Annotated in this window: 26 protein-coding genes, 1 tRNA gene and 2 pseudogenes; 16 read left to right on the top strand and 13 right to left on the bottom strand. The window is 46.9% G+C overall.

Annotation, left to right across the window (positions count from 1 at the left end; genetic code table 11):
- Both fimH and sfmF read left to right on the top strand, forming a co-directional pair.
- Nucleotides 1-1,008, top strand: coding sequence for a type 1 fimbria D-mannose specific adhesin FimH (gene fimH, locus IB196_RS16545; protein ID WP_005122052.1), 1,008 nt, complete (start codon nt 1-3; stop codon nt 1,006-1,008).
- A gap of 10 nt (nt 1,009-1,018) precedes the next feature.
- Nucleotides 1,019-1,537 (top strand): fimbria assembly protein, encoded by a 519-nt coding sequence (sfmF, locus tag IB196_RS16540; protein ID WP_155021570.1) that lies wholly within the window; start codon nt 1,019-1,021, stop codon nt 1,535-1,537.
- A 50-nt stretch (nt 1,538-1,587) separates the two neighbouring features.
- Here sfmF and fimZ read toward each other — a convergent pair whose 3' ends face one another.
- The 4 genes from fimZ to fimW form a co-directional block, all read right to left on the bottom strand.
- Nucleotides 1,588-2,220 carry a fimbria biosynthesis transcriptional regulator FimZ gene (fimZ, locus tag IB196_RS16535; protein WP_005122050.1) on the bottom strand — a complete coding sequence of 211 codons (633 nt, stop codon included), beginning with the start codon at nt 2,218-2,220 and terminating at the stop codon, nt 1,588-1,590.
- Between the two features lie 589 nt (nt 2,221-2,809).
- On the bottom strand, nt 2,810-3,532 hold the full coding sequence (locus IB196_RS16530; protein ID WP_040232631.1) for a hypothetical protein: 723 nt from the start codon (nt 3,530-3,532) through the stop codon (nt 2,810-2,812).
- Between the two features lie 23 nt (nt 3,533-3,555).
- Nucleotides 3,556-4,443, bottom strand: a complete 888-nt coding sequence (locus IB196_RS16525) for an EAL domain-containing protein (protein ID WP_348936025.1) — start codon at nt 4,441-4,443, stop codon at nt 3,556-3,558.
- 8 nt (nt 4,444-4,451) lie between these two features.
- The gene (fimW, locus tag IB196_RS16520) at nt 4,452-5,045 is read right to left on the bottom strand and encodes a fimbria biosynthesis transcriptional regulator FimW (protein ID WP_040232629.1); all 594 of its coding nucleotides are present in this window, start codon (nt 5,043-5,045) and stop codon (nt 4,452-4,454) included.
- A 36-nt stretch (nt 5,046-5,081) separates the two neighbouring features.
- Here fimW and IB196_RS16515 point away from each other — a divergent pair, with 36 nt between their 5' ends.
- The 7 genes and pseudogenes from IB196_RS16515 (at nt 5,082) to IB196_RS16485 (ending at nt 9,720) form a co-directional block, all read left to right on the top strand.
- Nucleotides 5,082-5,261, top strand: coding sequence for a hypothetical protein (locus IB196_RS16515; protein ID WP_040232627.1), 180 nt, complete (start codon nt 5,082-5,084; stop codon nt 5,259-5,261).
- A 39-nt stretch (nt 5,262-5,300) separates the two neighbouring features.
- Nucleotides 5,301-5,377: transfer RNA gene (locus IB196_RS16510), tRNA-Arg, on the top strand.
- Nucleotides 5,378-5,543: 166 nt separating this feature from the next.
- Complete coding sequence (locus IB196_RS16505) at nt 5,544-6,731, top strand: integrase arm-type DNA-binding domain-containing protein (protein ID WP_188231754.1); 1,188 nt, start codon at nt 5,544-5,546, stop codon at nt 6,729-6,731.
- A 692-nt stretch (nt 6,732-7,423) separates the two neighbouring features.
- Nucleotides 7,424-7,513 (top strand): annotated as a pseudogene (locus IB196_RS16500) (dipicolinate synthase); the annotation flags it as partial.
- Nucleotides 7,514-7,725: 212 nt separating this feature from the next.
- Nucleotides 7,726-8,613 carry a DUF6387 family protein gene (locus IB196_RS16495; protein WP_188231755.1) on the top strand — a complete coding sequence of 296 codons (888 nt, stop codon included), beginning with the start codon at nt 7,726-7,728 and terminating at the stop codon, nt 8,611-8,613.
- A 195-nt stretch (nt 8,614-8,808) separates the two neighbouring features.
- Entirely contained in the window at nt 8,809-9,006 is a 198-nt protein-coding gene (locus IB196_RS16490; RefSeq protein ID WP_188231756.1) for an AlpA family transcriptional regulator, read from the top strand.
- 108 nt (nt 9,007-9,114) lie between these two features.
- Complete coding sequence (locus tag IB196_RS16485) at nt 9,115-9,720, top strand: Rha family transcriptional regulator (protein ID WP_188231757.1); 606 nt, start codon at nt 9,115-9,117, stop codon at nt 9,718-9,720.
- A gap of 79 nt (nt 9,721-9,799) precedes the next feature.
- Here IB196_RS16485 and IB196_RS16480 read toward each other — a convergent pair whose 3' ends face one another.
- Together IB196_RS16480 and IB196_RS16475 are read right to left on the bottom strand one after the other, a co-directional pair.
- Nucleotides 9,800-9,931, bottom strand: a complete 132-nt coding sequence (locus IB196_RS16480; RefSeq protein WP_255504596.1) for a hypothetical protein — start codon at nt 9,929-9,931, stop codon at nt 9,800-9,802.
- Between the two features lie 3 nt (nt 9,932-9,934).
- A complete protein-coding gene (locus IB196_RS16475; RefSeq protein ID WP_223236837.1) occupies nt 9,935-10,120 on the bottom strand; it encodes a YlcI/YnfO family protein in 186 nt (61 codons plus the stop codon).
- A gap of 193 nt (nt 10,121-10,313) precedes the next feature.
- On the opposite strand from IB196_RS16475, the gene IB196_RS16470 reads away from it, so the two are divergent.
- The 6 genes from IB196_RS16470 to IB196_RS16445 are packed head-to-tail and all read left to right on the top strand — an operon-like array spanning nt 10,314 to nt 12,862.
- Nucleotides 10,314-10,601 carry a host cell division inhibitor Icd-like protein gene (locus IB196_RS16470; protein ID WP_188231758.1) on the top strand — a complete coding sequence of 96 codons (288 nt, stop codon included), beginning with the start codon at nt 10,314-10,316 and terminating at the stop codon, nt 10,599-10,601.
- Complete coding sequence (locus tag IB196_RS16465) at nt 10,594-10,755, top strand: hypothetical protein (protein WP_188231759.1); 162 nt, start codon at nt 10,594-10,596, stop codon at nt 10,753-10,755. The genes IB196_RS16470 and IB196_RS16465 overlap by 8 nt, the downstream gene beginning before the upstream one ends.
- On the top strand, nt 10,748-10,888 hold the full coding sequence (locus tag IB196_RS16460) for a CHC2 zinc finger domain-containing protein (RefSeq protein ID WP_188231760.1): 141 nt from the start codon (nt 10,748-10,750) through the stop codon (nt 10,886-10,888). Before IB196_RS16465 ends, IB196_RS16460 begins: the two co-directional genes overlap by 8 nt.
- An 18-nt stretch (nt 10,889-10,906) precedes the next feature.
- Entirely contained in the window at nt 10,907-11,488 is a 582-nt protein-coding gene (locus IB196_RS16455) for a YmfQ family protein (RefSeq protein ID WP_005120668.1), read from the top strand.
- An 11-nt stretch (nt 11,489-11,499) separates the two neighbouring features.
- Nucleotides 11,500-12,444, top strand: a complete 945-nt coding sequence (locus IB196_RS16450) for a hypothetical protein (protein ID WP_188231761.1) — start codon at nt 11,500-11,502, stop codon at nt 12,442-12,444.
- A gap of 4 nt (nt 12,445-12,448) precedes the next feature.
- Entirely contained in the window at nt 12,449-12,862 is a 414-nt protein-coding gene (locus IB196_RS16445; protein WP_188231762.1) for a tail fiber assembly protein, read from the top strand.
- 584 nt (nt 12,863-13,446) lie between these two features.
- On the opposite strand, the gene IB196_RS16440 is transcribed toward IB196_RS16445, so the two are convergent.
- From IB196_RS16440 to IB196_RS16415, 6 genes are all read right to left on the bottom strand, one after another.
- Nucleotides 13,447-13,629: a DinI-like family protein gene (locus IB196_RS16440; RefSeq protein WP_223236838.1), complete on the bottom strand. Its 183-nt coding sequence runs from the start codon at nt 13,627-13,629 to the stop codon at nt 13,447-13,449.
- A gap of 488 nt (nt 13,630-14,117) precedes the next feature.
- A complete protein-coding gene (locus tag IB196_RS16435; protein ID WP_188231763.1) occupies nt 14,118-14,345 on the bottom strand; it encodes a helix-turn-helix transcriptional regulator in 228 nt (75 codons plus the stop codon).
- 2 nt (nt 14,346-14,347) lie between these two features.
- Nucleotides 14,348-14,881 carry a DUF2975 domain-containing protein gene (locus IB196_RS16430; RefSeq protein ID WP_188231764.1) on the bottom strand — a complete coding sequence of 178 codons (534 nt, stop codon included), beginning with the start codon at nt 14,879-14,881 and terminating at the stop codon, nt 14,348-14,350.
- A gap of 25 nt (nt 14,882-14,906) precedes the next feature.
- Nucleotides 14,907-15,254: a hypothetical protein gene (locus IB196_RS16425; RefSeq protein WP_188231765.1), complete on the bottom strand. Its 348-nt coding sequence runs from the start codon at nt 15,252-15,254 to the stop codon at nt 14,907-14,909.
- Entirely contained in the window at nt 15,241-16,356 is a 1,116-nt protein-coding gene (locus IB196_RS16420; protein ID WP_188231766.1) for a serine hydrolase domain-containing protein, read from the bottom strand. The genes IB196_RS16425 and IB196_RS16420 overlap by 14 nt, the downstream gene beginning before the upstream one ends.
- A gap of 9 nt (nt 16,357-16,365) precedes the next feature.
- Entirely contained in the window at nt 16,366-17,172 is an 807-nt protein-coding gene (locus tag IB196_RS16415; protein ID WP_188231767.1) for a MipA/OmpV family protein, read from the bottom strand.
- A gap of 147 nt (nt 17,173-17,319) precedes the next feature.
- On the opposite strand from IB196_RS16415, the gene IB196_RS16410 reads away from it, so the two are divergent.
- On the top strand, nt 17,320-17,844 hold the full coding sequence (locus IB196_RS16410; RefSeq protein WP_223236839.1) for an SDR family NAD(P)-dependent oxidoreductase: 525 nt from the start codon (nt 17,320-17,322) through the stop codon (nt 17,842-17,844).
- Here the strand turns inward: IB196_RS16410 and IB196_RS16405 are convergent.
- Nucleotides 17,748-18,116 (bottom strand): annotated as a pseudogene (locus IB196_RS16405) (SOS response-associated peptidase family protein); the annotation flags it as partial. The gene IB196_RS16410 and the pseudogene IB196_RS16405 sit on opposite strands and share 97 nt — an antisense overlap.
- Between the last annotated feature and the right edge of the window lie 432 nt (nt 18,117-18,548).

Genomic DNA, 18,548 nt, shown 5'->3' with positions numbered 1-18,548 from the left:
ATGAAACGACAAACCGGTTTGCTACTGGGAAGCGCTTTACTGCTTATAGCTAATACGTCATGGGCGACGGTCTGCCATAACTCGAACGGAACGCCAACGGACGTTTATTACGATCTGTCGAATGTTTTTAACAGCAGCAATAACCAACCGGGTCAGGTAGTGACATTGCCTGAAAAGTCAGGCTGGGTTGGGGTGAATGCAACCTGCCCGGCAGGGACGACGGTGAATTACACCTACCGAAGTTATGTGACCGAACTCCCCGTGCAAAGTACGGAAAATAACTTTCAGTATCTGAAACTCAATGATTACCTGTTGGGGGCCATGAGTATTACCGACAGCTACGCGGGGTTGTTTTATCCTCCTCGTAATTATATCCGCATGGGGAATCACCCAAACGTTTCCAAACAGCAGCCTTTTGGCGTGATGGATTCGAAGCTGGTGTTTAAATTAAAAGTGATTCGTTCATTTATCAACATGGTGCCGATCCCGCGACAGACGATGTTCAGTGTCTATGTCACTACCAGTACGGGAGATGCGCTGAGTACGCCGGTTTACACCATAAGCTACAGCGGCAAGGTGGAAGTTCCACAAAACTGCGAGGTGAATGCCGGGCAAATCGTGGAGTTTGATTTTGGCGATATTGGTGCCTCGCTGTTCAGCAAGGCGGGTGCCGGTAACCGGCCCGAAGGTATCAATACGCAAACGAAAACGGTCGCCATAAAGTGTACAAATGTTGCCGCGCAAGCTTATCTGACCATGCGGGTCGAGGCCGAAAAAGCGTCCGGGCAAATGATGATATCGGACAACCCGGATTTAGGTTTTATCGTGGCCGACAGCAGCGGTAAACCGCTGACACCCAACAATCTGTCCAGCACCATTCCCTTTCAGTTGGATGATAACGCTGCCGCGCGGGTTGGCATTAGAGCATGGCCAGTCAGCGTGACGGGCAATAAACCAGCGGAAGGGCCTTTCACCGCCCGTGGCTATCTGCGAGTTGATTATGAATAAGCAGAGAACAATGAGACGTCGTGCGCTTTTCGTATTGATATCCGCAGTGTCAGCCAGTTCGCTATGCCAGGCAGATAGCTCGCTGGGTGAGATTAATATCGAACTGCACGGTAATATCGTGGACTTCACCTGTGCGGTTATTGCCAGTGACAACAATAAGTTGGTTGAACTAGGCACCTGGCCGACAAAACAATTAAAGACCACCGGGGATACGACCCAACCGGTTCCCTTTACGTTGAAACTTGAAGGCTGCCCGCCGGGGTCGGCCTCGATAACCTTTTCCGGCACGCCGGCAGCGGGTACCACGTTGTTGGCGCTGGACGATGCCGTGATGGCACAAAAGGTCGCGATTGAATTGCACGATAGCGACCGTACGCGATTACCGCTTGAACAAGCCAGCCAGGCAGTAAACATTGATGAAAATGGCAATGCTATGCTGACTTTTTTTGCCAACTATATTGCGCTGGCAGATGGCGTTCAACCGGGGATCGCGAAAGCAGATGCTACGTTTATGATTAACTACAATTGACATCATGCGCTGATAACGCACTCCCGAACGACGCCTCGCCGGGAGTGCGATCACATTAATTCATGCATCTTTGCATAATCGATTAGCTCAACAATGGTATGTAGTCCGAGCTTGGAATAGATGTTAGCTTTGTGAGCACTGATTGTTTTATTACTCAATAAAAGTTGCTCAGCAATTTCTTTATTAGATAACCCATTCGCCAGATAACGTAAAACTGTAACCTCGCGATTCGATAACGGCATGTCATTCAGCACACCTTTACGTATATTAATATTATTAATAAAGTTAAGCGTGTCTGAAGGGAAAAATGAATATCCTGATAAAATCATTTTCACCGCGTTATAGATATCATTGAGATCCTTTCGTTTGCTGACGAAGCCATTGGCACCGGCACGGATCGCCCGTCCGGCATAAAATGATTCAGACTTTGAGGATAGAAACAGCACCCGGGTTTTTTCCTGCAGAGATTTTATTCTCTTGAGTAATGTAAACCCATCGGAGCCAGGTAGTTCAATATCCAGAATGACCAGATCGACTGGATAGGTACGTAGATGATCTATTGCTGCGCGGCTGTCATCGGTTTCCAGAACAACCTGAATATTACTATTCTTTTCGAGCAGTACTTCGATCGACATTCTGACAATAGGGTGTTCGTCCATAATGATAACGGATGCTGGTTTCATTGTTGTATGCCTCAAACTGTTTGTGTATCTTGCGATTTTGATAAAACATCAGGCGTTATAATATTGTCAAATAGCCAAGGATTGCTCTGGAAGAAGAACCGAATAAATATTATGTCATCCTTGTTTATTCGGTTGTTCTACGTCAGAACAATGAGTTTGTGGAATATCCATTTCACACCAGGGAAAACTTACAATTAATCAGAAAACAGTGAGGATTATACCTGCTCTGCACTTTCGGAAAAGGCTTACAGCACGTAAGTTCATAATGTCTGTTAGGATATCCTGAAAGATCAGGGCATGGTAATGACTATTGATATTAATCTCCTGCTGTTTGAATTATGGCAGATTGAAAAATTTTTTTAAATAGTAAAAACGACACAATGGGCTAATTGTTTAGGTTTTGTTAAGGCGGCGAGGCAATTCTTTTTTGTCGAGATGTACTGAATCTGTCAGCTAAAGCAGGATACCTGCGCGACATATAATACCAGGAATAGTTGTAAATATTAAATGTTTGTAAAAATCACATTCGTTTTCTCAGTTGAAAATAAGTAATTTCCTATAAATTCTTATATCACAGAGGGTTAGGGTGTTAAATTAAATGGGGATAGGTAACGCTGAGGCGATGTATCAGATGCAAAAAACGCTGACGATGTGGCAACCCCAGCTGCGTGATCAGCTGGTTCAGGCGATAGATAACGCGGTGATAGGGTTGAGCCTGCAGCAGAGCAATCTTCTTTAATGATTTACCTTGTGACAGTAATGAGATCATCTCCCAGTCAGCCTGATTTATGTGCCCGGAGTGAATATGATCCGGCACCATAGATAATAAAGCATGGCGCATCTCCGGGAGGCGCTGACGGCGCGGCAGGATATAGAATGGCCCAGCCATCGCAATAAAGCGCCTGAGCGCTTCGTGGCGACTGGGAAGTAATATGAAAATTTGAATATTATCCTGTTCTTTAATGAGTCGGCGAAGATATTCCAGAACATCGAAATATGAGCTTGATGCGCCATCCATATCAACCACTAACTGACTCGCTTCAGACTCTTTCAACAGTGGCAGAGCCGATTCAATCGTCTGGAAGATGGCCGTGTGTGTACCAGAAAATAAATAGCGATTTAACGTATAGCCGAGATAGTTGTCTGTTGTGATAATCGCTTGAGATATTGTGTCGCCCGGTAATGTGTAATCAAGTTTTTGAGCCAGATACTCAATTCTGTCAAATTCCTGGGGGGCACAGTGATCATATTGCCAGGTACAGTGGGCGTTTCGTAAACGGCGATGCCGTTCCCGGCGTTTTACACTGCGCATCCTTCCTTTTTCCCTGTTCGTATCTATTGCGCCTGCTCTGGATAAATGGCTGGCCACAAATACCCCTGACCCAAATTTGCGCCAGCGCGCAGGGCAATTTCCTGCTGTTTTTGCGTTTCAATTCCTTCAACTACCACCAGGCTGGCGATTGCGCGCCCCATCTGAATAACCTGGCGGAGTTTTTCTGGCACATGGCTGAGAGTCCAGAACGTATTTTTATCTAACTTTACCCCTGACAAATGCCAGTTGGCTGCGGTAAATGTGCCAAGCAGTTCCTCATTGACGTCATCCAGCCATATTGGGATACCATGGTCTTCAAGGTGTTGAATTACGTCGTAGACGATCGCCCGCTGGGGTGTACTTAAAGAATAAAACGTATTTGGATCTTGTATTTCGATAATCAAGCTGGACGGAGAGGGCGTAATCAGGGAATGGAATAGCGGCCAACTCAGAAAGGCTTGCATCGGTAAATTCAGTGAGTAGCGCAGCCCCTGTTGGTAGCACTTAATTTTGTCAATTTGCTGATAAAACAGATGCTGTCGATGCTGAACCGACAGTTGGTGAAAATATTTTTCACTGTTTATATTTGCGGGAAGATGTGTGAGGACCTCACAACCGTATCTCAACGCGGTAGACAAATCGACAATCGGCTCGAATTTAAGTGCGAATTGCAGGGGTTCTGCATCGCTGTTTTTGACGGTAAAGGCAGAGTACTCAGATTTATCATTCCATAATAACAGGCTCGGTGCCACGATATCCCCCCTGGCGTCAGAGCAAATATTACCGAGTGTGTCTATTTGTTTCTCCGGAAATAATATACATAGGGTATTCTGGCAGTATGCGGTTAGGTACAGTAGGTGCCGATACTTAATTGATGATGAGACATTTCTCAATAAAATTCCCGACAGCAAGACTCACTCTACTGTTGCAGAAAACTCAGGTGTGCCCTGATATACCTTAAAAATTGCTGATCATTTTTCACACCCAGCTTTTTCATAATACGGCGGCGAGTTGCTCTGGCCTGGGTATCGCTGATGGAGAGAAGATGTGCTGTTTCAGCGAGCGTGTTACCGCTGGCAAGTAGCATTAAGAACTGGCGTTCCTCCACCGAAAAGTTGCGGGTGGTACAGTAATGGCAGATGGTTGCAGGCACACTGTGGCGGAGCGCGCGTTTTTGCAGAATCAGGATTAATTTTTGGGTTATCGCTTCAACATTATCTTCGCGATAGATCAGCGGCAGCATATACAGGCACGGGCGAAACATCAGCTTATCTTTATCGTCTCCGTTGCAGATGATAACCCGATGCTGGCGTCTGGTGTGGACGGGAACCTGATAACATCCTGCACTGAGCCAATCGTCATCCAGTGAAATAAAGGCGATGTCTGCGCGATCGATATCTTCGGTAGGTAAAAAGCAGATGTCCTGATGCCACTGATTTGCCAGGCGGGAGATGATGATTTTCAACCCATGTTCGAAATGACTATTTTCTTCCTTGATAGCGATACTTAACATTGACGAGGTCCTGAACAGCAGGGGAGTGGCTGGGGAATGTTAAGCAAAATCATTAATTTTCTAAATACTTGTAACCTTAAATCCCGCATTATGCTGGCTGAGTTGTTACCAGGTGATTTCCTGGAACCCCATGAACGACCAGAAAAAAACAACATTCGTACACTTCGTCAGCAACCGGAACAAAAGGCATTGACTCAGCAGGCGCTGACCGTATAATTCACGCGTTTCATCTGCATGAAGTCATCACTTCTCTATGCGCCCTTAGCTCAGTTGGATAGAGCAACGGCCTTCTAAGCCGTAGGTCGTAGGTTCGAATCCTACAGGGCGTACCATATTCACTTCTACTGACCTCTCTCAAAGTCTACTAAGCCCAGATATAACAAGGCATAGAGCAGAATCTCATTATCCCAACGTCTAGTATCATCTATTGAAATCTACGCTCATCTGGGGGTACATTCGGGGGTATATTCAGGTTCAATGAAATGAGATACCCCCAATATGAAGTTAACTGCCCGCCAGGTAAGTACTGCAAAGCCAACAGATAAACCATATAAGCTGTCTGATGGTGGTGGTTTGTATCTACTGGTTAACCCGAACGGCTCCAGATACTGGCGCATGAAATACCGCTATGCAGGTAAAGAAAAGCTGCTATCCATTGGTGTTTATCCTGATGTGACGCTTGCTGAAGCCAGAGATAAACGTACGGAAGCCAAGCGTGTACTTGCAGCAGGTGACGATCCCTCTGAAGTTAAACAAGCAGCCAGAGAAGCGAAGAATCTAGCAATTAATAACAGCTTCGAGCTTTTGGCGCTTGAATGGCATGAGCATAAGAAGCCGAACTGGTCTTCCGGGTATGCTGAGGACATTCTTGAATATCTACGAAAGGATATATTCCCGTATGTCGGAAAGAAGGCCATTACCGAAATCAAGCCGATGGACATGCTGTCAGTGTTGCGCAAAATGGAAGAACGAGGAGTACTGGATAAGCTCAAGAAAACCCGTCAGGCATGTCGGCAAATTTTCACTTACGCGATAATTACTGGCAGAGCAGAGGTAAACCCCGTAACCGATCTGGCCGGCGCACTAAAATCACCCAAGCAAAATCACTTCCCGCACCTACTCCCCGCCGAACTTGGTCCATTTATTCACGCAGTGAATGCCTATAGTGGTAGTAAAGTGACACGCATTGCAACATTACTGCTTATGTACACCAGTGTCAGAACCATTGAACTCCGCGCCTCAGAGTGGGCTGAATTCGACCTGGACAATGATTTATGGCAGATCCCCAAGGAACGCATGAAGATGCGCCGTCCTCACCTTGTACCACTTTCTAGACAGGTTAAATCTCATCTGTTGGAGCTAAAAGAGATCACCGGCTGGGGTAAGTATGTCTTCCCTGGCCGCAACGATGCCCATAAACCAATGAGTGAGGCCAGCATTAACCAGGTGATTAAACGTATAGGTTATGGTGGAAAGGCTACTGGCCATGGTTTCCGTCACACGATGAGCACCGTATTGCATGAGGAAGGATTTGACTCTGCATGGATAGAAACTCAACTGGCTCATGCTGATAGGAATACTATCAGGGGCACCTACAACCATGCTCAGTACCTCGATGGGCGTCGTGAGATGCTCCAGTGGTATGCGGACTATCTGGATGAGTTGGCTGGAAAAGTTGTGGAATAAGCCATTTTATTCATGTGCGAGGAAATGTAAGTGTTCCAGTCGTTCCAGTTGTTCCATATATATATTTATGAAGCTAACTTGCTGTTTTTATTTATATGTGAGCTTTTAAACTGGAACAACTCTGGAACAACTTTTGCTGGTTTTGGAACAACTATCTAGTGATAGTGTATACATAGTTTGTGATGAGAAAAGTGCTGGACATGTAGACAGTAGTGATTTATATTCACCGCTAGTAGACGTTTTGTGCTCTTTAAAGATCTTGGTTCTCTCTTACAAAAGGGAGATTATGCGCCCTTGTGCATTTTCTTTAATAATATTGCGTCTGTGAGAAACACAGATTAAGCCCTGAGAAAGGGTATCACCATCAAGGCGTTTTTCTTATATATCTGTATGCCAGCGTGGCTGATAAAGCAAAAGTCGCTTAAGCATCACTGCTCTTTTCACAATGGCATTCCTGCCTACGTCGCTGACAAAGCGAATGCTCTTTAAAAAATGAAGCCTCAGAAGCTGAGGAGAAGGCGATATGACTTGTTATGTACGCTATGAAAATCTTTAACAAGCCCACCTAATATTACTAACTACATGTCTTGCATGATGTAGTTTTAAACATATCTATAAATCGGAGCCATAAATAGAAACCTGTCACTTGGTGACCAGGTTCTTTTGTTATGTCCGCAGCATAGGAAAATCACATGGTACAAAACCACAAACTCATACGTCTTTCTGAGGTTCTGATCAGAACAGGCTACATTAAAGCTTGGATTAATCAGCGAATCTCTAAGTCACGTGGAGGCATTACGTTATAACGGTGTTCGATTATTTTTCTATGTATCTGTCTTTTTTTACTGGTTATATATACAGCCCGCTCTGGACATGTTTATCGCAGTAGACGATAATCCACCCAAGCAAAAGGTTATGTCTAGGTTGAACCACGAAAACCGCATATCTCTGCTGACTGGCATAGCCCCTAATTTTAGAGGACATGAGGTGATGTATGGAAAAAGCAACAATTAGTGATTTTTCATGGTTCAGAATTGATAATTATGAATTTATTAAAAAAATAACTGTCGAGGATTTCATACACGAACTTGAGTGGCGTCATACTTTATTTTACTGTCACGATGAGAATAAAACGCTTGATGAACTTGGTTTTGAGGATTCAATAAAATATTTACGTATTTTTCGCGGAGACCCGTACATTAATATTAATTCACCAGAGGAGATAGAGTTCAATAACGAATATGAAGAGTATGCTAAGTCTTCTGGGAGAGATACATCCTCAGACAGACCGATGCTTCCACACGATCTAGGTGTAATGCCAGTTTCTTTTGCTGAGTTATCTCAGTATTCAAAGTTAGCTCAAGAAATAGGAGCATACGCATTCGATGAAAATGGTATTTACTCTCATATTGACCCCAGAAGTATGCTTGCTAGCGTTAGCTGTAATGCACCAAGTTATATGAGTCATAAAGTTCTTATGGATGTATGGTTGGATGAGGCTACTGATGAAGAGATTTTATCAAGCTTAAAAAAACTTCTTCCTATTTGGAGGGGTAGGCTTGGACATCCAGAACCAGATATATTACCTAAGCGTCGTATTGGATTGAAAACTTTTCAAAAATTGATTTCTAATAGGGTATTGCTGATTTTGGATCTTATACTATGGGCTGAAGTCTTTAAAAAAGAAATTAGCAATCCCATTTTATCGCACCTAGTGTTCCCCGATGACCCTAAGGATTCACAAGCAATTAAAGAAACTATAAGACCGTTTTCTATTGAAGCTATGTCAGAACCTTATACGAGACTGCTGAGACTGTTTATTGATAAGGATGGTGAGTTAGGTAGCGCTAAAGTGTCTGACATGATGGGTAGAATTTCATAAAGCACGAAAATCTAGAAATTTGATAAAAATAAACTTCTATAAAATTATAGCCGCTAACAATCTTGTAAAGTGGCTATATCGTTTTTCTTAAAATACCATTTGCTTCTAATTCTCTTCTCTAAATCAATCCTCAATGTAACATATCGGTTATCTACTCAGGAATATCAAAGACAATAAATGTAGTTGGAGGTTTACATGTCAAACAATCTTCTCCGTATGCCAGAGATTATGCGCCGTACTGGATATGGCAAAGCATGGATTTATCGGCTTATAAGCCAAGGTAAATTTCCGAGACCCATCAAAATTGGCTCTCGCTCAATCGCCTTTGTCGAAAGTGAAGTTGATGACTGGATTAACCAGCGCATCGAAGAATCGCGCAAGGAGGTAGCTTAATCAATCAGGAACCCCCTATGTGCATGAGTTGCGTGTCGTTGCATTTGCATCTGATTAAAATCTGATTGCAACGACAACTACCAACTAATTAACGACAGGTAAATCATCATGAATAAATTAAGTGCCCTCTCGGGGCAGGGGCTCGCTCAATCTGAAATCGGCCAGGTAACTATTTCTGCACCTACTATGAGCAGTCCTGAAATGGTCGATTACATCAATGCAAATCGTAAGGCAAAAGCGGAAACCGAGGGATTCTCGTTCCCATGCAAGAAATATCGCAAGCTTGAACACCGCAGCTTTATGAAAAAGGTACCCAAAGTCCTCGGGGATGCAGCTGCAAAATTTTTTGCAACTGATACCTATATCAACGGAACCGGTGGGGTTGTGGAGAGGGATATTTGCAATTTCCCTAAGCGTGAAGCATGCCTCATGGCTATGAGTTACGACTATGAGATCCAAGCTCAAATCTTCGATTACATGACAGAACTCGAGCGTAACATTAATGGGGATCTCGTCTACACCATTCAGCAGATGGAAAATATCGTGTCAACTGCTCGAAAAGCATCTGATGAGGATTCGTCGGATGCTGGACGCCGATTACGCCAACGCCAGGATGATTTGCCTTTACTCGATAAGGCCGAAAAGTTGGTGAAGGATTTTCGTCAGTTTTCGTTTGAACTGATTGGTGGCGGAAAAGTTGGGGTATCGGAATGAGCTGCTTCATTACCTGCGCACCCTGTGTGCACAAAGAAAAAGGCAACGCTGCGAACGTTGCCTTTGGGAGCCAGACCGATCACTGGTCTGGATTTTCCTTCGATTTCTGGCGCTGCCGCTGCCTGAGTTGCTTCAGCACAGATTTTTGCAGCACTTGCTCTGGCTTTTTCTCTACCTCAGCCGGTGGAGAATTTTTGAGTTCTTTTGCCATACGTCAGCCTTCCGAATCCACTTTTGACTTTTTACGCTGTCGGCGTTTGATTTCGCCTTTTGCGGCAGTAATCAAAAAACCAGCTGTACTTTCGCCTTTTTCCTTAACGTTCTCGATTAGTTCTAGATCGTCAAGCGGGAGCCTTACGGATACCTGTAAAGACTTGTTGTTCTTCCTTCCCGTTGCCATTACTGAATCTCTTGTTGGTAGGTGGTGTTCAGTATGCACGAAAAAAAATCTAATTCAATTATTGACGTGGTGTTCACCTGAGAATACATTGGTGGTGTTCACCAAATTAGTAAAATGGTGTAGATATTGCGAAGCCCAACCGGATGGCCGTCCAGATTGGGCCTCTAACCACAACGTTAATTGGAGTAACATTATGGCATGTTTACATGATACCCAAACTCGCCCGGAATTCACATACCTGTTTCTGGGAACTCCGTCAGATAAACCCAACACCACGCCCGTTGTTCTGCGGGCGGAAGCCAACAATGAGCAGCAGGCCCGTTCTCATTTCCTGAACTGGAATCTGGTATTCGCCGCGCAGATCCGCACTAAGGCTCCATGCCGTCTCCAGTTGATGGAAGGTGGTGATCACTTCTCCTGGATTTTCGAACAGCGTTTTGACGCCTGCACATCTGGTGTTCAGGAGGTGGCGCATGTCTGAACTCACCAAAACGGATGCGCTTATCGAAATTGAGGCACTTGCGCGTGCGGCTCAGTTCCTGACTGATACACCAGCACGCATTGAACTGGCAGGGATCCTTATGTCGCAGATTGAGGAAACCGCGAAAAAAGCGCAGGAGGCCGGGAATGAGTGACCTTCTGAAAGCCATCGGTTCGTGTGTTCACCTCGATCGCCAGGGTAAAAATTACGTCGGGTTCTGTCCATTACATAGCGAGAAAACACCGTCATTCACAGTCACACCTGAACAGGGGGTATGCAATGCGTAACGTTAAAGTCGGTATCGTATGGGCGTAAGTGAAGATGATTATGTCCAGTTGCTCTCTGCTCTCTTGCCACCGGGGCCTGCATGGTCACCTGAAGATGTCGCGATAAAAGGGGCTGCACCGTCGCTGCTCAGGGTTCACCAGCGCGCTGACGATCTTATGCTGGAACTTGACCCCAGAACTACCACCGAGCTGATCAATCGCTGGGAAAAATGCTGTGGACTTCCTGATGAATGCATTCCGACAGGAACGCAAACATTACGGCAACGACAGCAGAGGCTGGACGCGAAAGTAAATCTAACCGGCGGAATCAACGAAGACTTCTATCTAAGGCAACTGGAAGCACTGGGGAAGTCTGGCGCAACAATCACGCGCTATAACAAAGGCCCATTTAAATGCACATCAGCATGCACTGATGCCGTGTACTCAACGGAATGGCGATATTACTGGCAGGTAAACATGCCCGCTTCCAGCGATGCCACCTGGATGACATGCATTGATGATTGCACAACGCCAATTCGCTACTGGGGCGACACCGTCGCAGAGTGCGTAATCAATAAACTCTGTCCGTCCCATACCTACGTTTTATTCAAATATCCGTAACCGGAGACATTATGCATCGTATTGATACACCCACTGCGCAGAAAGACAAATTCGGTGCAGGGAAGAATGGCTTTACTCGCGGAAACCCGCAAACAGGGGCGCCCGCCACCGATCTTGATGATGATTTTTTTGATTCCATTCAGGAGGAACTTGCAGGGATCGTTGAAGCTTCTGGCGTAGCCATGGATAAATCAAAGCGTAACCAGGTGCTGACGGCGGTGAAGGCATTACTGCTTAGCCGTGCTCACCCGTTTGCCGATATTAAAGCTGATGGGGCAGTTGCAGAGGCTCTCTCAAACCTTGGTCTGCACGAAACCGGATTTGCCACCCTAACGACGAGTGGAAGCTTCACTGTTCCCGCGGGCGTTACTGAACTGTGTATCTCCGCTGTTGCGGGTGGAGGTGGTGGTGGTTCAGGTGGTGGCGGTGATTCATCATTCTTTGGTGGCGGCGGTGGCTCTGGTGGGGCTGGCGAGTCCATTGTAAAAAGGAAATTCGCAGTTTCACCGGGAACGATTATCAACATCACCATTGGTTCTGGCGGAATTGGTTCAATTGCCAGTACTGCAACCGGGTCTGCACCTACCGCTGGGGGTAATACGGTCATTGGTTCTCTGATTACACTGCATGGTGGCCAGCCAGGAATAAACGCCGGTAACGGACAAAATACAGCCCCAGGAGGCGGTTACGGGCAGGGTTTCCCGACCGGAAGCTATGGTGGAGATGGAAATTTAAGTGTCGGTTCTGGTAACGGAGCACCTGGAGCATCGTCGCCGTTCGGGGGCGGTGGTGGCGCTGGTCGCGCTGGAACGGATCAGGGAACTGACGGCACGGCGGGTTCCGGGTACGGGTCCGGTGGTGGATCAGGCGGTGGTAAATATGGTACTGCCCCCTTAACTGCTCGCGGTGGAAATGGCGGTAACGGTGCACCTGGTATTGTGATGATTGAATGGTGATGCGATGAGCAAAACATACGCAGTAATTGAAAATAACACAGTCGTAAACGTCGTCTTATGGGATGGTGAATCAGAATGGTCGCCTGATAATGGTGTCGCAATACCGGTTGCTGATGGTGTCGGGATTGGCTGGTCATATGCTGATGGCGCTTTTACGGCTCCTGATATTCCCGAGCCGGTAAAATCTCACGATGAATTAGTCGCAGAGGCTGAAGCGGAAAAACGCGCCCGTATTGATGCGGCGACCAGCCGAATTGTCGTCTGGCAAACCAAGCTGCTGATGGGGCGTAAGCTAACGGATGCTGAATCCGTCAGCCTTAACGCCTGGATGGACTATATTGATGCGGTGACAGCAATAGATACCAGCACCGCACCGGATATCAACTGGCCTCCCCTGCCGGGGGAACAGGACAGTTGATAAGACGTGGAGTCTGGATTCCGGCTAAATGCTCCTGAAGTGAACTGTTATGTTCGACAGGTAATGTAGTGTTTCTGATGGTAGTTGTTATCTGCAGAATTATAGTTTAATTGAAAAATTACCGCAACTATCATATAAGGAGTTTTCTGGCAATAGGAATATGCTGTATATTCATGTGCTGGCTCTGAGCTGTGATCGCAGTCTTTAGTTTAGGTGTAAAGGATTATGTATGCTTTTGATTATAATAAGTTATGTCTTATTCTCTTTATGTGTTTTTGCGACGTTATATGTTTTGAGAACGCATGACGAACCGAATAAATTGCACAACTGGGAAATTATAATGCTGGTGTTTCTTTCAGCATTTTGGCTTCCTGAATTGATTGCTATGGTAATCTCTTTTGCGCTTGCTGGGCCAATGTTGTTTGGTGTCAGATACTTGCGTCGAAAAAGTATTGTTTCCTGAATCAAAGTTGTTGCCCTGTCGTCGTATGCAAAAATTGGCGACGACAAACAGGCAGTCAAGCTATTGAAAGACTGCCTGTTTGTTGCAGATTCTACACGTCCAATATAACGAATCAGTGTGTTTAATCTGAAACCAGCCACATATCAGCCTCTTCAAACATTTCCTGAACTGTCCGGCTTATCTGTTCTTTCTCATGCTTGCTGGCGTCAGTGTTGATCGCCGGCAGTGTCATCATCGGTTTTACCCTGACATCCGCATCGGGGAAAATCCGGTGAACCCTCTTACTCAGTAAGATGAGTCTCATCAGATACCTTCGTCCGCTCTGTGCCAGAAGAGGACGTTGCCAGTACCAATCTGTATTAACTGACGGGGAACCGATCATTCAATGAGAAAGAGAATTGAAAATAAAAGAGGTAAGTTACTAGTGGTGTCAACCAATGTCCAAAGTCGCCGGTTTGGAACAACGCTCAACTGGTTTAGTCCAAACATCTGAGGCATCCTCAGTGAAGTTGGTGGATATGAAAAAAGTAGCTCTTAAACATAATGTCAGCAAACGAAATATGTGGAGGGGACTTAACCCTATGATTTTATGCGAACCAAACAGGACGCTGTGACCTGCCTGAAACTGACGTTGCTGAATCCAACCGTTTATCTGGAGGGCGTCAAAATTCTACTGGAAAGTGTGGTTGTCTGTGCTCCGCAGTTACAGAATGCCTGATTCGAGTCGTAAATCAAAAATCCGACAGCAGCGATGTTGTCGGTTTTTATTGTCTGCAAAACGAGTCTACGGCGTCAGTCTTCGTCTGGCGCAGCGAGGTCGGGTTCCCAGGAGATAATGTCACCGGGCTGGCACTCCATGGCTTCACAAATTTTCGCCAGCGTATCGAATCGAATCCCCTTTACTTTGCCAGACTTGAGCAGTGAGAGGTTTTGCTCGGTAATACCGATAATGGCTGCCAGAGCTCTGGACGTCATTTTTTTCTCTACCAGCAGTTTGTCCAGATGAACCACCACAGCCATTGTCAGATAAACTCCCTAGTTTCTTCTTCTGCTTTGATCCCCGCAAGCATGGCGTGAAACGTAACGAATAACAAGCCGCCGGTGAGTAAAAGGATCACATCGCCAACCAGTACGGTGATCTGGTAATATTTTTCCGGCCACCAGACGACTAGCGGTATTAAAAAGCGGCACACCGGCAATACAATGCCAAGGCTTAGCATCATCAATGCAATAGTACGTACACAACGCGCCATCGCCAGGTTGAGGATTTGCCGTTTACCAACCAGGCGCATCACCTGCATTCCCTGCCAGATAGCAAAAGCAAATAACCCAACGGGGAAATAGAGAATAATCAACAGCAGTAACTGGTGAAGCGACGATACGGCAGCTACTGGCTGGCTTTCTGCTTGCATTTCGGCAAATTCAAGCATACCGGAAATAAAAAACGACTCACCGGAAAAATATAACCACAGGGGTGTAATTAAGGCGAGGATGAAAAAGAGCGGTAATATCCCTGAGATAAATATCAGGCTGAGTTTATTTCGTACATCTTTCACTTTGTACCTTCCTGAATTAAGGATTCTATTTTAAAACCAGCATGCTCAAGCATGACATAAGCATCAGCGAAATGGCAATCTTGCCAGCCGACAGTACGCGCGGGCTGCGCGTTAACCAGAGCGCTGGCCATGCGCGATAAATACTTACGGCAATAAACGACGCCTGAACGGTCCATGTCAGCATTCTGAACAGATAACCGGTCTTGGTTAGATGGGTGATTGTCTGCATCATTTCGGCACAATAAATGACAATCAAAGTTAGCATGATGTAGTTCAACAACCGTATTTTGTAATGCGCGACCCATGAGCCGCAAATAAACAGAATAACTGAGACAAAGGTTAATATTGCCCACAACATTTCAATCCAGTTCATGATGAGCTTCCGTTTTAGCAGGAGTCTGCGTTAACAACAGGCGCATGGCCGGACCAATAACGGGCCACGCGGTATCTGAGAGGATCACTACGGCAAATCGTTGCTGTGGATCGACCGCAATGGCGGAGGCAAAACCGGAGGATTCACCGTCGTGCCAGGTGATGTCTCGCCCACGAATACGCGTGGTAAACCAGGCGTAACCCACGCGTGAATCTGCATCGTCAGTGGCAAAGCGTGGCTGCATTGCTGCGCTACCTGCAAGTTTACCCGCCAGTAAGGCCTGCGCATAATGCGCCATATCGACGATGGTCGACCGCACTCCGGCAGCCGGCGTGAACGCGTTCTGTATCCATGGCGCTTCGGCAAATCCGGACACCGCCCAACCGTGGTGAAACGTGGGCGTGTCGGGGGTTAATGCTTCGGCAACAACGCTGTTTGTCATTTTCGCCTGCGCAAAAACCCGCGTTTGCAACAGCGAATTAAAAGTCTGATGTGCTGCTCGCGACAGCGCCAGTCCCAGTAAGGCGTAGCCGGTATTAGAATAATCAAATCTGGCGGGCGTGGCTAAGCGGGTGTTATTCACCATTTCGATGACTGATTTTTCGTCATACTCCCAGAAGTTTTCACGCAGGATTATCTGGCTGATCACCCGGATCTTCTGGCGCAGCGATGAGGCCAGCGGCGGCAGACCAGAGCGATGCGATGCCAGTTGCTCAAGGGTAATTTCTCTCGCCGGGCCGCTGATTTCCGGAATAAGATCGCCGACGCGGGTTTGCGCTGTCGCTTCACCCCGGCGAAACGCGTCCATCAGTAAACTGCTGGTCATGGTTTTGGTCAGGCTGGCGATTTCATATTGCTGGTTGTAATCACTGTCCCAGAGGGCGTACTGCACACCGCGCGGTGTGATTAGCGCGGCGGCGACGCTGCCTCGCGATCCTTTCAATAACGGCGTTAAAAACGACACCAAACTGGCGTCTCCCGTCTGGCGAGGAGACGGGGTGCTGAAACCAGGTTGCAGGTAAATACCGGCGGCAATCAGTGCGATAAATACCGCGCCCGCAGCAAGCAGCCGCGCGCGGCTGCGAAAGTGACATTTTCTCATGGCTCCGCCTCAGAATGTGTACTGGATCAGTGACGACAGGGTGTACTGCAGTCGGCTGTTGACCAGAGGGCTGCTCCCCGCTTCATCGAACAGATACTGCGCACGGCTGGTCAATCCTGCCGCCAGATTTTTATCGAAATGCCATACCACTTCGGCATACAAGCCTCCTTGCTGGAGGCCTGACGAAGGGGAATAAACTGCAAAATCGGTGCGTTGTGCCTGCTGCGCCGTTACACCGTAGTGGCGTTGCTGGTAGCCACTGTTCGCCCAGCTTATGTCGCCACCGACCGAGAGCGCGGCATTCTGCCAGCGCCAGAGTTCGGTTTCCGCGCCGCTCGTGACGATCAGGCTTCTGCCCGGTGCTTCGCCGCCATATCGCTGCTTTTCAGTGGCGGTTAACAGGCGCAGCCACAACGCCCAGTTTTCTAGTTGGTAGCGCAGGTCTGTACCCGCCATCAACGCTGCAGACAGGTTACCCATTCCTTGTAGAACGCGGTTTTTTCTGCTGGAAAACGGGTAGTTAAACACTTCTTTTCGCGCCTCATCTTGTGTTAACAGCAGGCTTACGCTGAAGGGGGAGTCCGGCGTCAGTCCCCATATCAGCCCGTCGGTAGACAAACCAAATAGTCCCCAGTTTTCGCTATGAAGATTCACGCCCGCCTTTAGCAGTGGTCCCATTGCCATGTGGTTTGAACCGGAGTAAATGGGGCTCGCGCTGACGCCCAGCCCGGCAAAACCGGACAACTCTGCGCTGTGTGTCGGCGCACAGATGAGTAATCCTGAGAACAAAATACCCTGTTGCAGACTTCTTTTCATTCGATGCCTCTCCTGGCAAAGATCGTTAAAGTGGATGCAGGCTAGCCTGGAGTTTATCGTTTTACAATAAGTTTTTATTGTTTTATTTTAATTATCAGTGAAGGTAAAAAACGTGCTTTAGCAGTGAAACGGCTTCAGGGAGGCGGGATGGCCAGGTTGACAGGTAAGAAAATTGTCATTACGGGAGCCAGCAGTGGTGTTGATCTGGCAGGGGCGAAACGCATTGTTGCGGAAGAGGGGGAAGTCATGATCACCGGGCGTGATACACACAAACTGGCGCATCTTCACAAGGTACTGCCGCCTGCCGCCCGGTTGCTGCAAAACGACGGAGCCGAGCCGGCAGCGGCACAAGCGCTGACTGAAGCGGTAGCCTCCTTCGGCATGCTGAATGGTTTATGGCTGAATGCCGGGCAGTTGGCTTTTGCACCTGCCGAAAAGGGTAGTGCCGCGCTGTTCGATAACATGATGAAGAATAATGCTCGTGCCGCGGTACTGCAAATATCCTGTCTTGCCCGCTTTTTGAAAGTAGGTGCATCTGTGGTGCTGACCGCATCGACCGCCGCATATGAAGGAACACCGCTTGCTGCAATTTCCGCAGCTTCTTTCCCTCTAACATCCTGCCTCATCCATTCGCGGGCTTCTTCTGGCGATAGTACTAGCGGTCGCCTGTAGTGAATATCAACCAGTCCTTTGTCGGCCGCAACTGTCACTATCAGGAAACCTTCAGCTTCATCACCACGTTCGAATGATGTGCTGCCAATCGCCGCCATAAATATCGGCTGACCATCGGCGCGGTGAATGAAATAGGGCTGTTTCTTGTCGCTTTCCTTCTTCCACTCAAACCAACCATCAGCGAAACAGATCGCCCGACCATGTTGCCACAATGGTTTAAACATCCGACTTGTGGCTGCAGTCCCGACGCGTGCGTTAATCAACGGCGGCTCGAGGTATACCCGCCCGTGGCAAGCACGGTAAAGTGAATGCTACTTACTCACGAATATGTAACATACTCATCAGTTACTCTCAAATTCCCCACCTGCCTGACCTTCACTTTCTTCCATGAAACCCTATTTATATTGGTTGAAATTTAAACTGTTTCGCCACTATCACTCCAGATTGCTCACTCCAGTTGTACCAAAACCGCCATCTGGAACAACTTTTTTGACACCGAATTGTTCCACTTTTCGATTATGATTTATTTAAAATTCAATTGATTACATGTTTTGGAACAACTGGAACGACTGGAACAACGTTTTCTGTATATATATACGCGTATTTAATAAATAGATACCCAGAGATGGCTGCTGAAATTCAGTCAGGGATTTGTTGCATTATTGTTTTACTATAGGCTTGGAACTCTGCCAAACCGGGTAGGT

The organism is Citrobacter sp. C6_1 (assembly GCF_014596835.2).
GTDB classification, from domain to species: domain Bacteria; phylum Pseudomonadota; class Gammaproteobacteria; order Enterobacterales; family Enterobacteriaceae; genus Citrobacter; species Citrobacter pasteurii.
This window is presented reverse-complemented; position numbering and strand designations above follow the sequence as displayed.

Bases quoted from the DNA above. Each gene is read 5' to 3' on its own strand.
- fimH (WP_005122052.1), top strand. From the start codon at position 1: ATGAAACGACAAACCGGTTTGCTACTGGGAAGCGCTTTACTGCTTATA.
- sfmF (WP_155021570.1), top strand. From the start codon at position 1,019: ATGAGACGTCGTGCGCTTTTCGTATTGATATCCGCAGTGTCAGCCAGT.
- fimZ (WP_005122050.1), bottom strand. From the start codon at position 2,220: ATGAAACCAGCATCCGTTATCATTATGGACGAACACCCTATTGTCAGA.
- IB196_RS16530 (WP_040232631.1), bottom strand. From the start codon at position 3,532: ATGCGCAGTGTAAAACGCCGGGAACGGCATCGCCGTTTACGAAACGCC.
- fimW (WP_040232629.1), bottom strand. From the start codon at position 5,045: ATGTTAAGTATCGCTATCAAGGAAGAAAATAGTCATTTCGAACATGGG.
- IB196_RS16515 (WP_040232627.1), top strand. From the start codon at position 5,082: ATGTTAAGCAAAATCATTAATTTTCTAAATACTTGTAACCTTAAATCC.
- IB196_RS16505 (WP_188231754.1), top strand. From the start codon at position 5,544: ATGAAGTTAACTGCCCGCCAGGTAAGTACTGCAAAGCCAACAGATAAA.
- IB196_RS16495 (WP_188231755.1), top strand. From the start codon at position 7,726: ATGGAAAAAGCAACAATTAGTGATTTTTCATGGTTCAGAATTGATAAT.
- IB196_RS16490 (WP_188231756.1), top strand. From the start codon at position 8,809: ATGTCAAACAATCTTCTCCGTATGCCAGAGATTATGCGCCGTACTGGA.
- IB196_RS16485 (WP_188231757.1), top strand. From the start codon at position 9,115: ATGAATAAATTAAGTGCCCTCTCGGGGCAGGGGCTCGCTCAATCTGAA.
- IB196_RS16480 (WP_255504596.1), bottom strand. From the start codon at position 9,931: ATGGCAAAAGAACTCAAAAATTCTCCACCGGCTGAGGTAGAGAAAAAG.
- IB196_RS16475 (WP_223236837.1), bottom strand. From the start codon at position 10,120: ATGGCAACGGGAAGGAAGAACAACAAGTCTTTACAGGTATCCGTAAGG.
- IB196_RS16470 (WP_188231758.1), top strand. From the start codon at position 10,314: ATGGCATGTTTACATGATACCCAAACTCGCCCGGAATTCACATACCTG.
- IB196_RS16465 (WP_188231759.1), top strand. From the start codon at position 10,594: ATGTCTGAACTCACCAAAACGGATGCGCTTATCGAAATTGAGGCACTT.
- IB196_RS16460 (WP_188231760.1), top strand. From the start codon at position 10,748: ATGAGTGACCTTCTGAAAGCCATCGGTTCGTGTGTTCACCTCGATCGC.
- IB196_RS16455 (WP_005120668.1), top strand. From the start codon at position 10,907: ATGGGCGTAAGTGAAGATGATTATGTCCAGTTGCTCTCTGCTCTCTTG.
- IB196_RS16450 (WP_188231761.1), top strand. From the start codon at position 11,500: ATGCATCGTATTGATACACCCACTGCGCAGAAAGACAAATTCGGTGCA.
- IB196_RS16445 (WP_188231762.1), top strand. From the start codon at position 12,449: ATGAGCAAAACATACGCAGTAATTGAAAATAACACAGTCGTAAACGTC.
- IB196_RS16440 (WP_223236838.1), bottom strand. From the start codon at position 13,629: ATGAGACTCATCTTACTGAGTAAGAGGGTTCACCGGATTTTCCCCGAT.
- IB196_RS16435 (WP_188231763.1), bottom strand. From the start codon at position 14,345: ATGGCTGTGGTGGTTCATCTGGACAAACTGCTGGTAGAGAAAAAAATG.
- IB196_RS16425 (WP_188231765.1), bottom strand. From the start codon at position 15,254: ATGAACTGGATTGAAATGTTGTGGGCAATATTAACCTTTGTCTCAGTT.
- IB196_RS16420 (WP_188231766.1), bottom strand. From the start codon at position 16,356: ATGAGAAAATGTCACTTTCGCAGCCGCGCGCGGCTGCTTGCTGCGGGC.
- IB196_RS16415 (WP_188231767.1), bottom strand. From the start codon at position 17,172: ATGAAAAGAAGTCTGCAACAGGGTATTTTGTTCTCAGGATTACTCATC.
- IB196_RS16410 (WP_223236839.1), top strand. From the start codon at position 17,320: ATGGCCAGGTTGACAGGTAAGAAAATTGTCATTACGGGAGCCAGCAGT.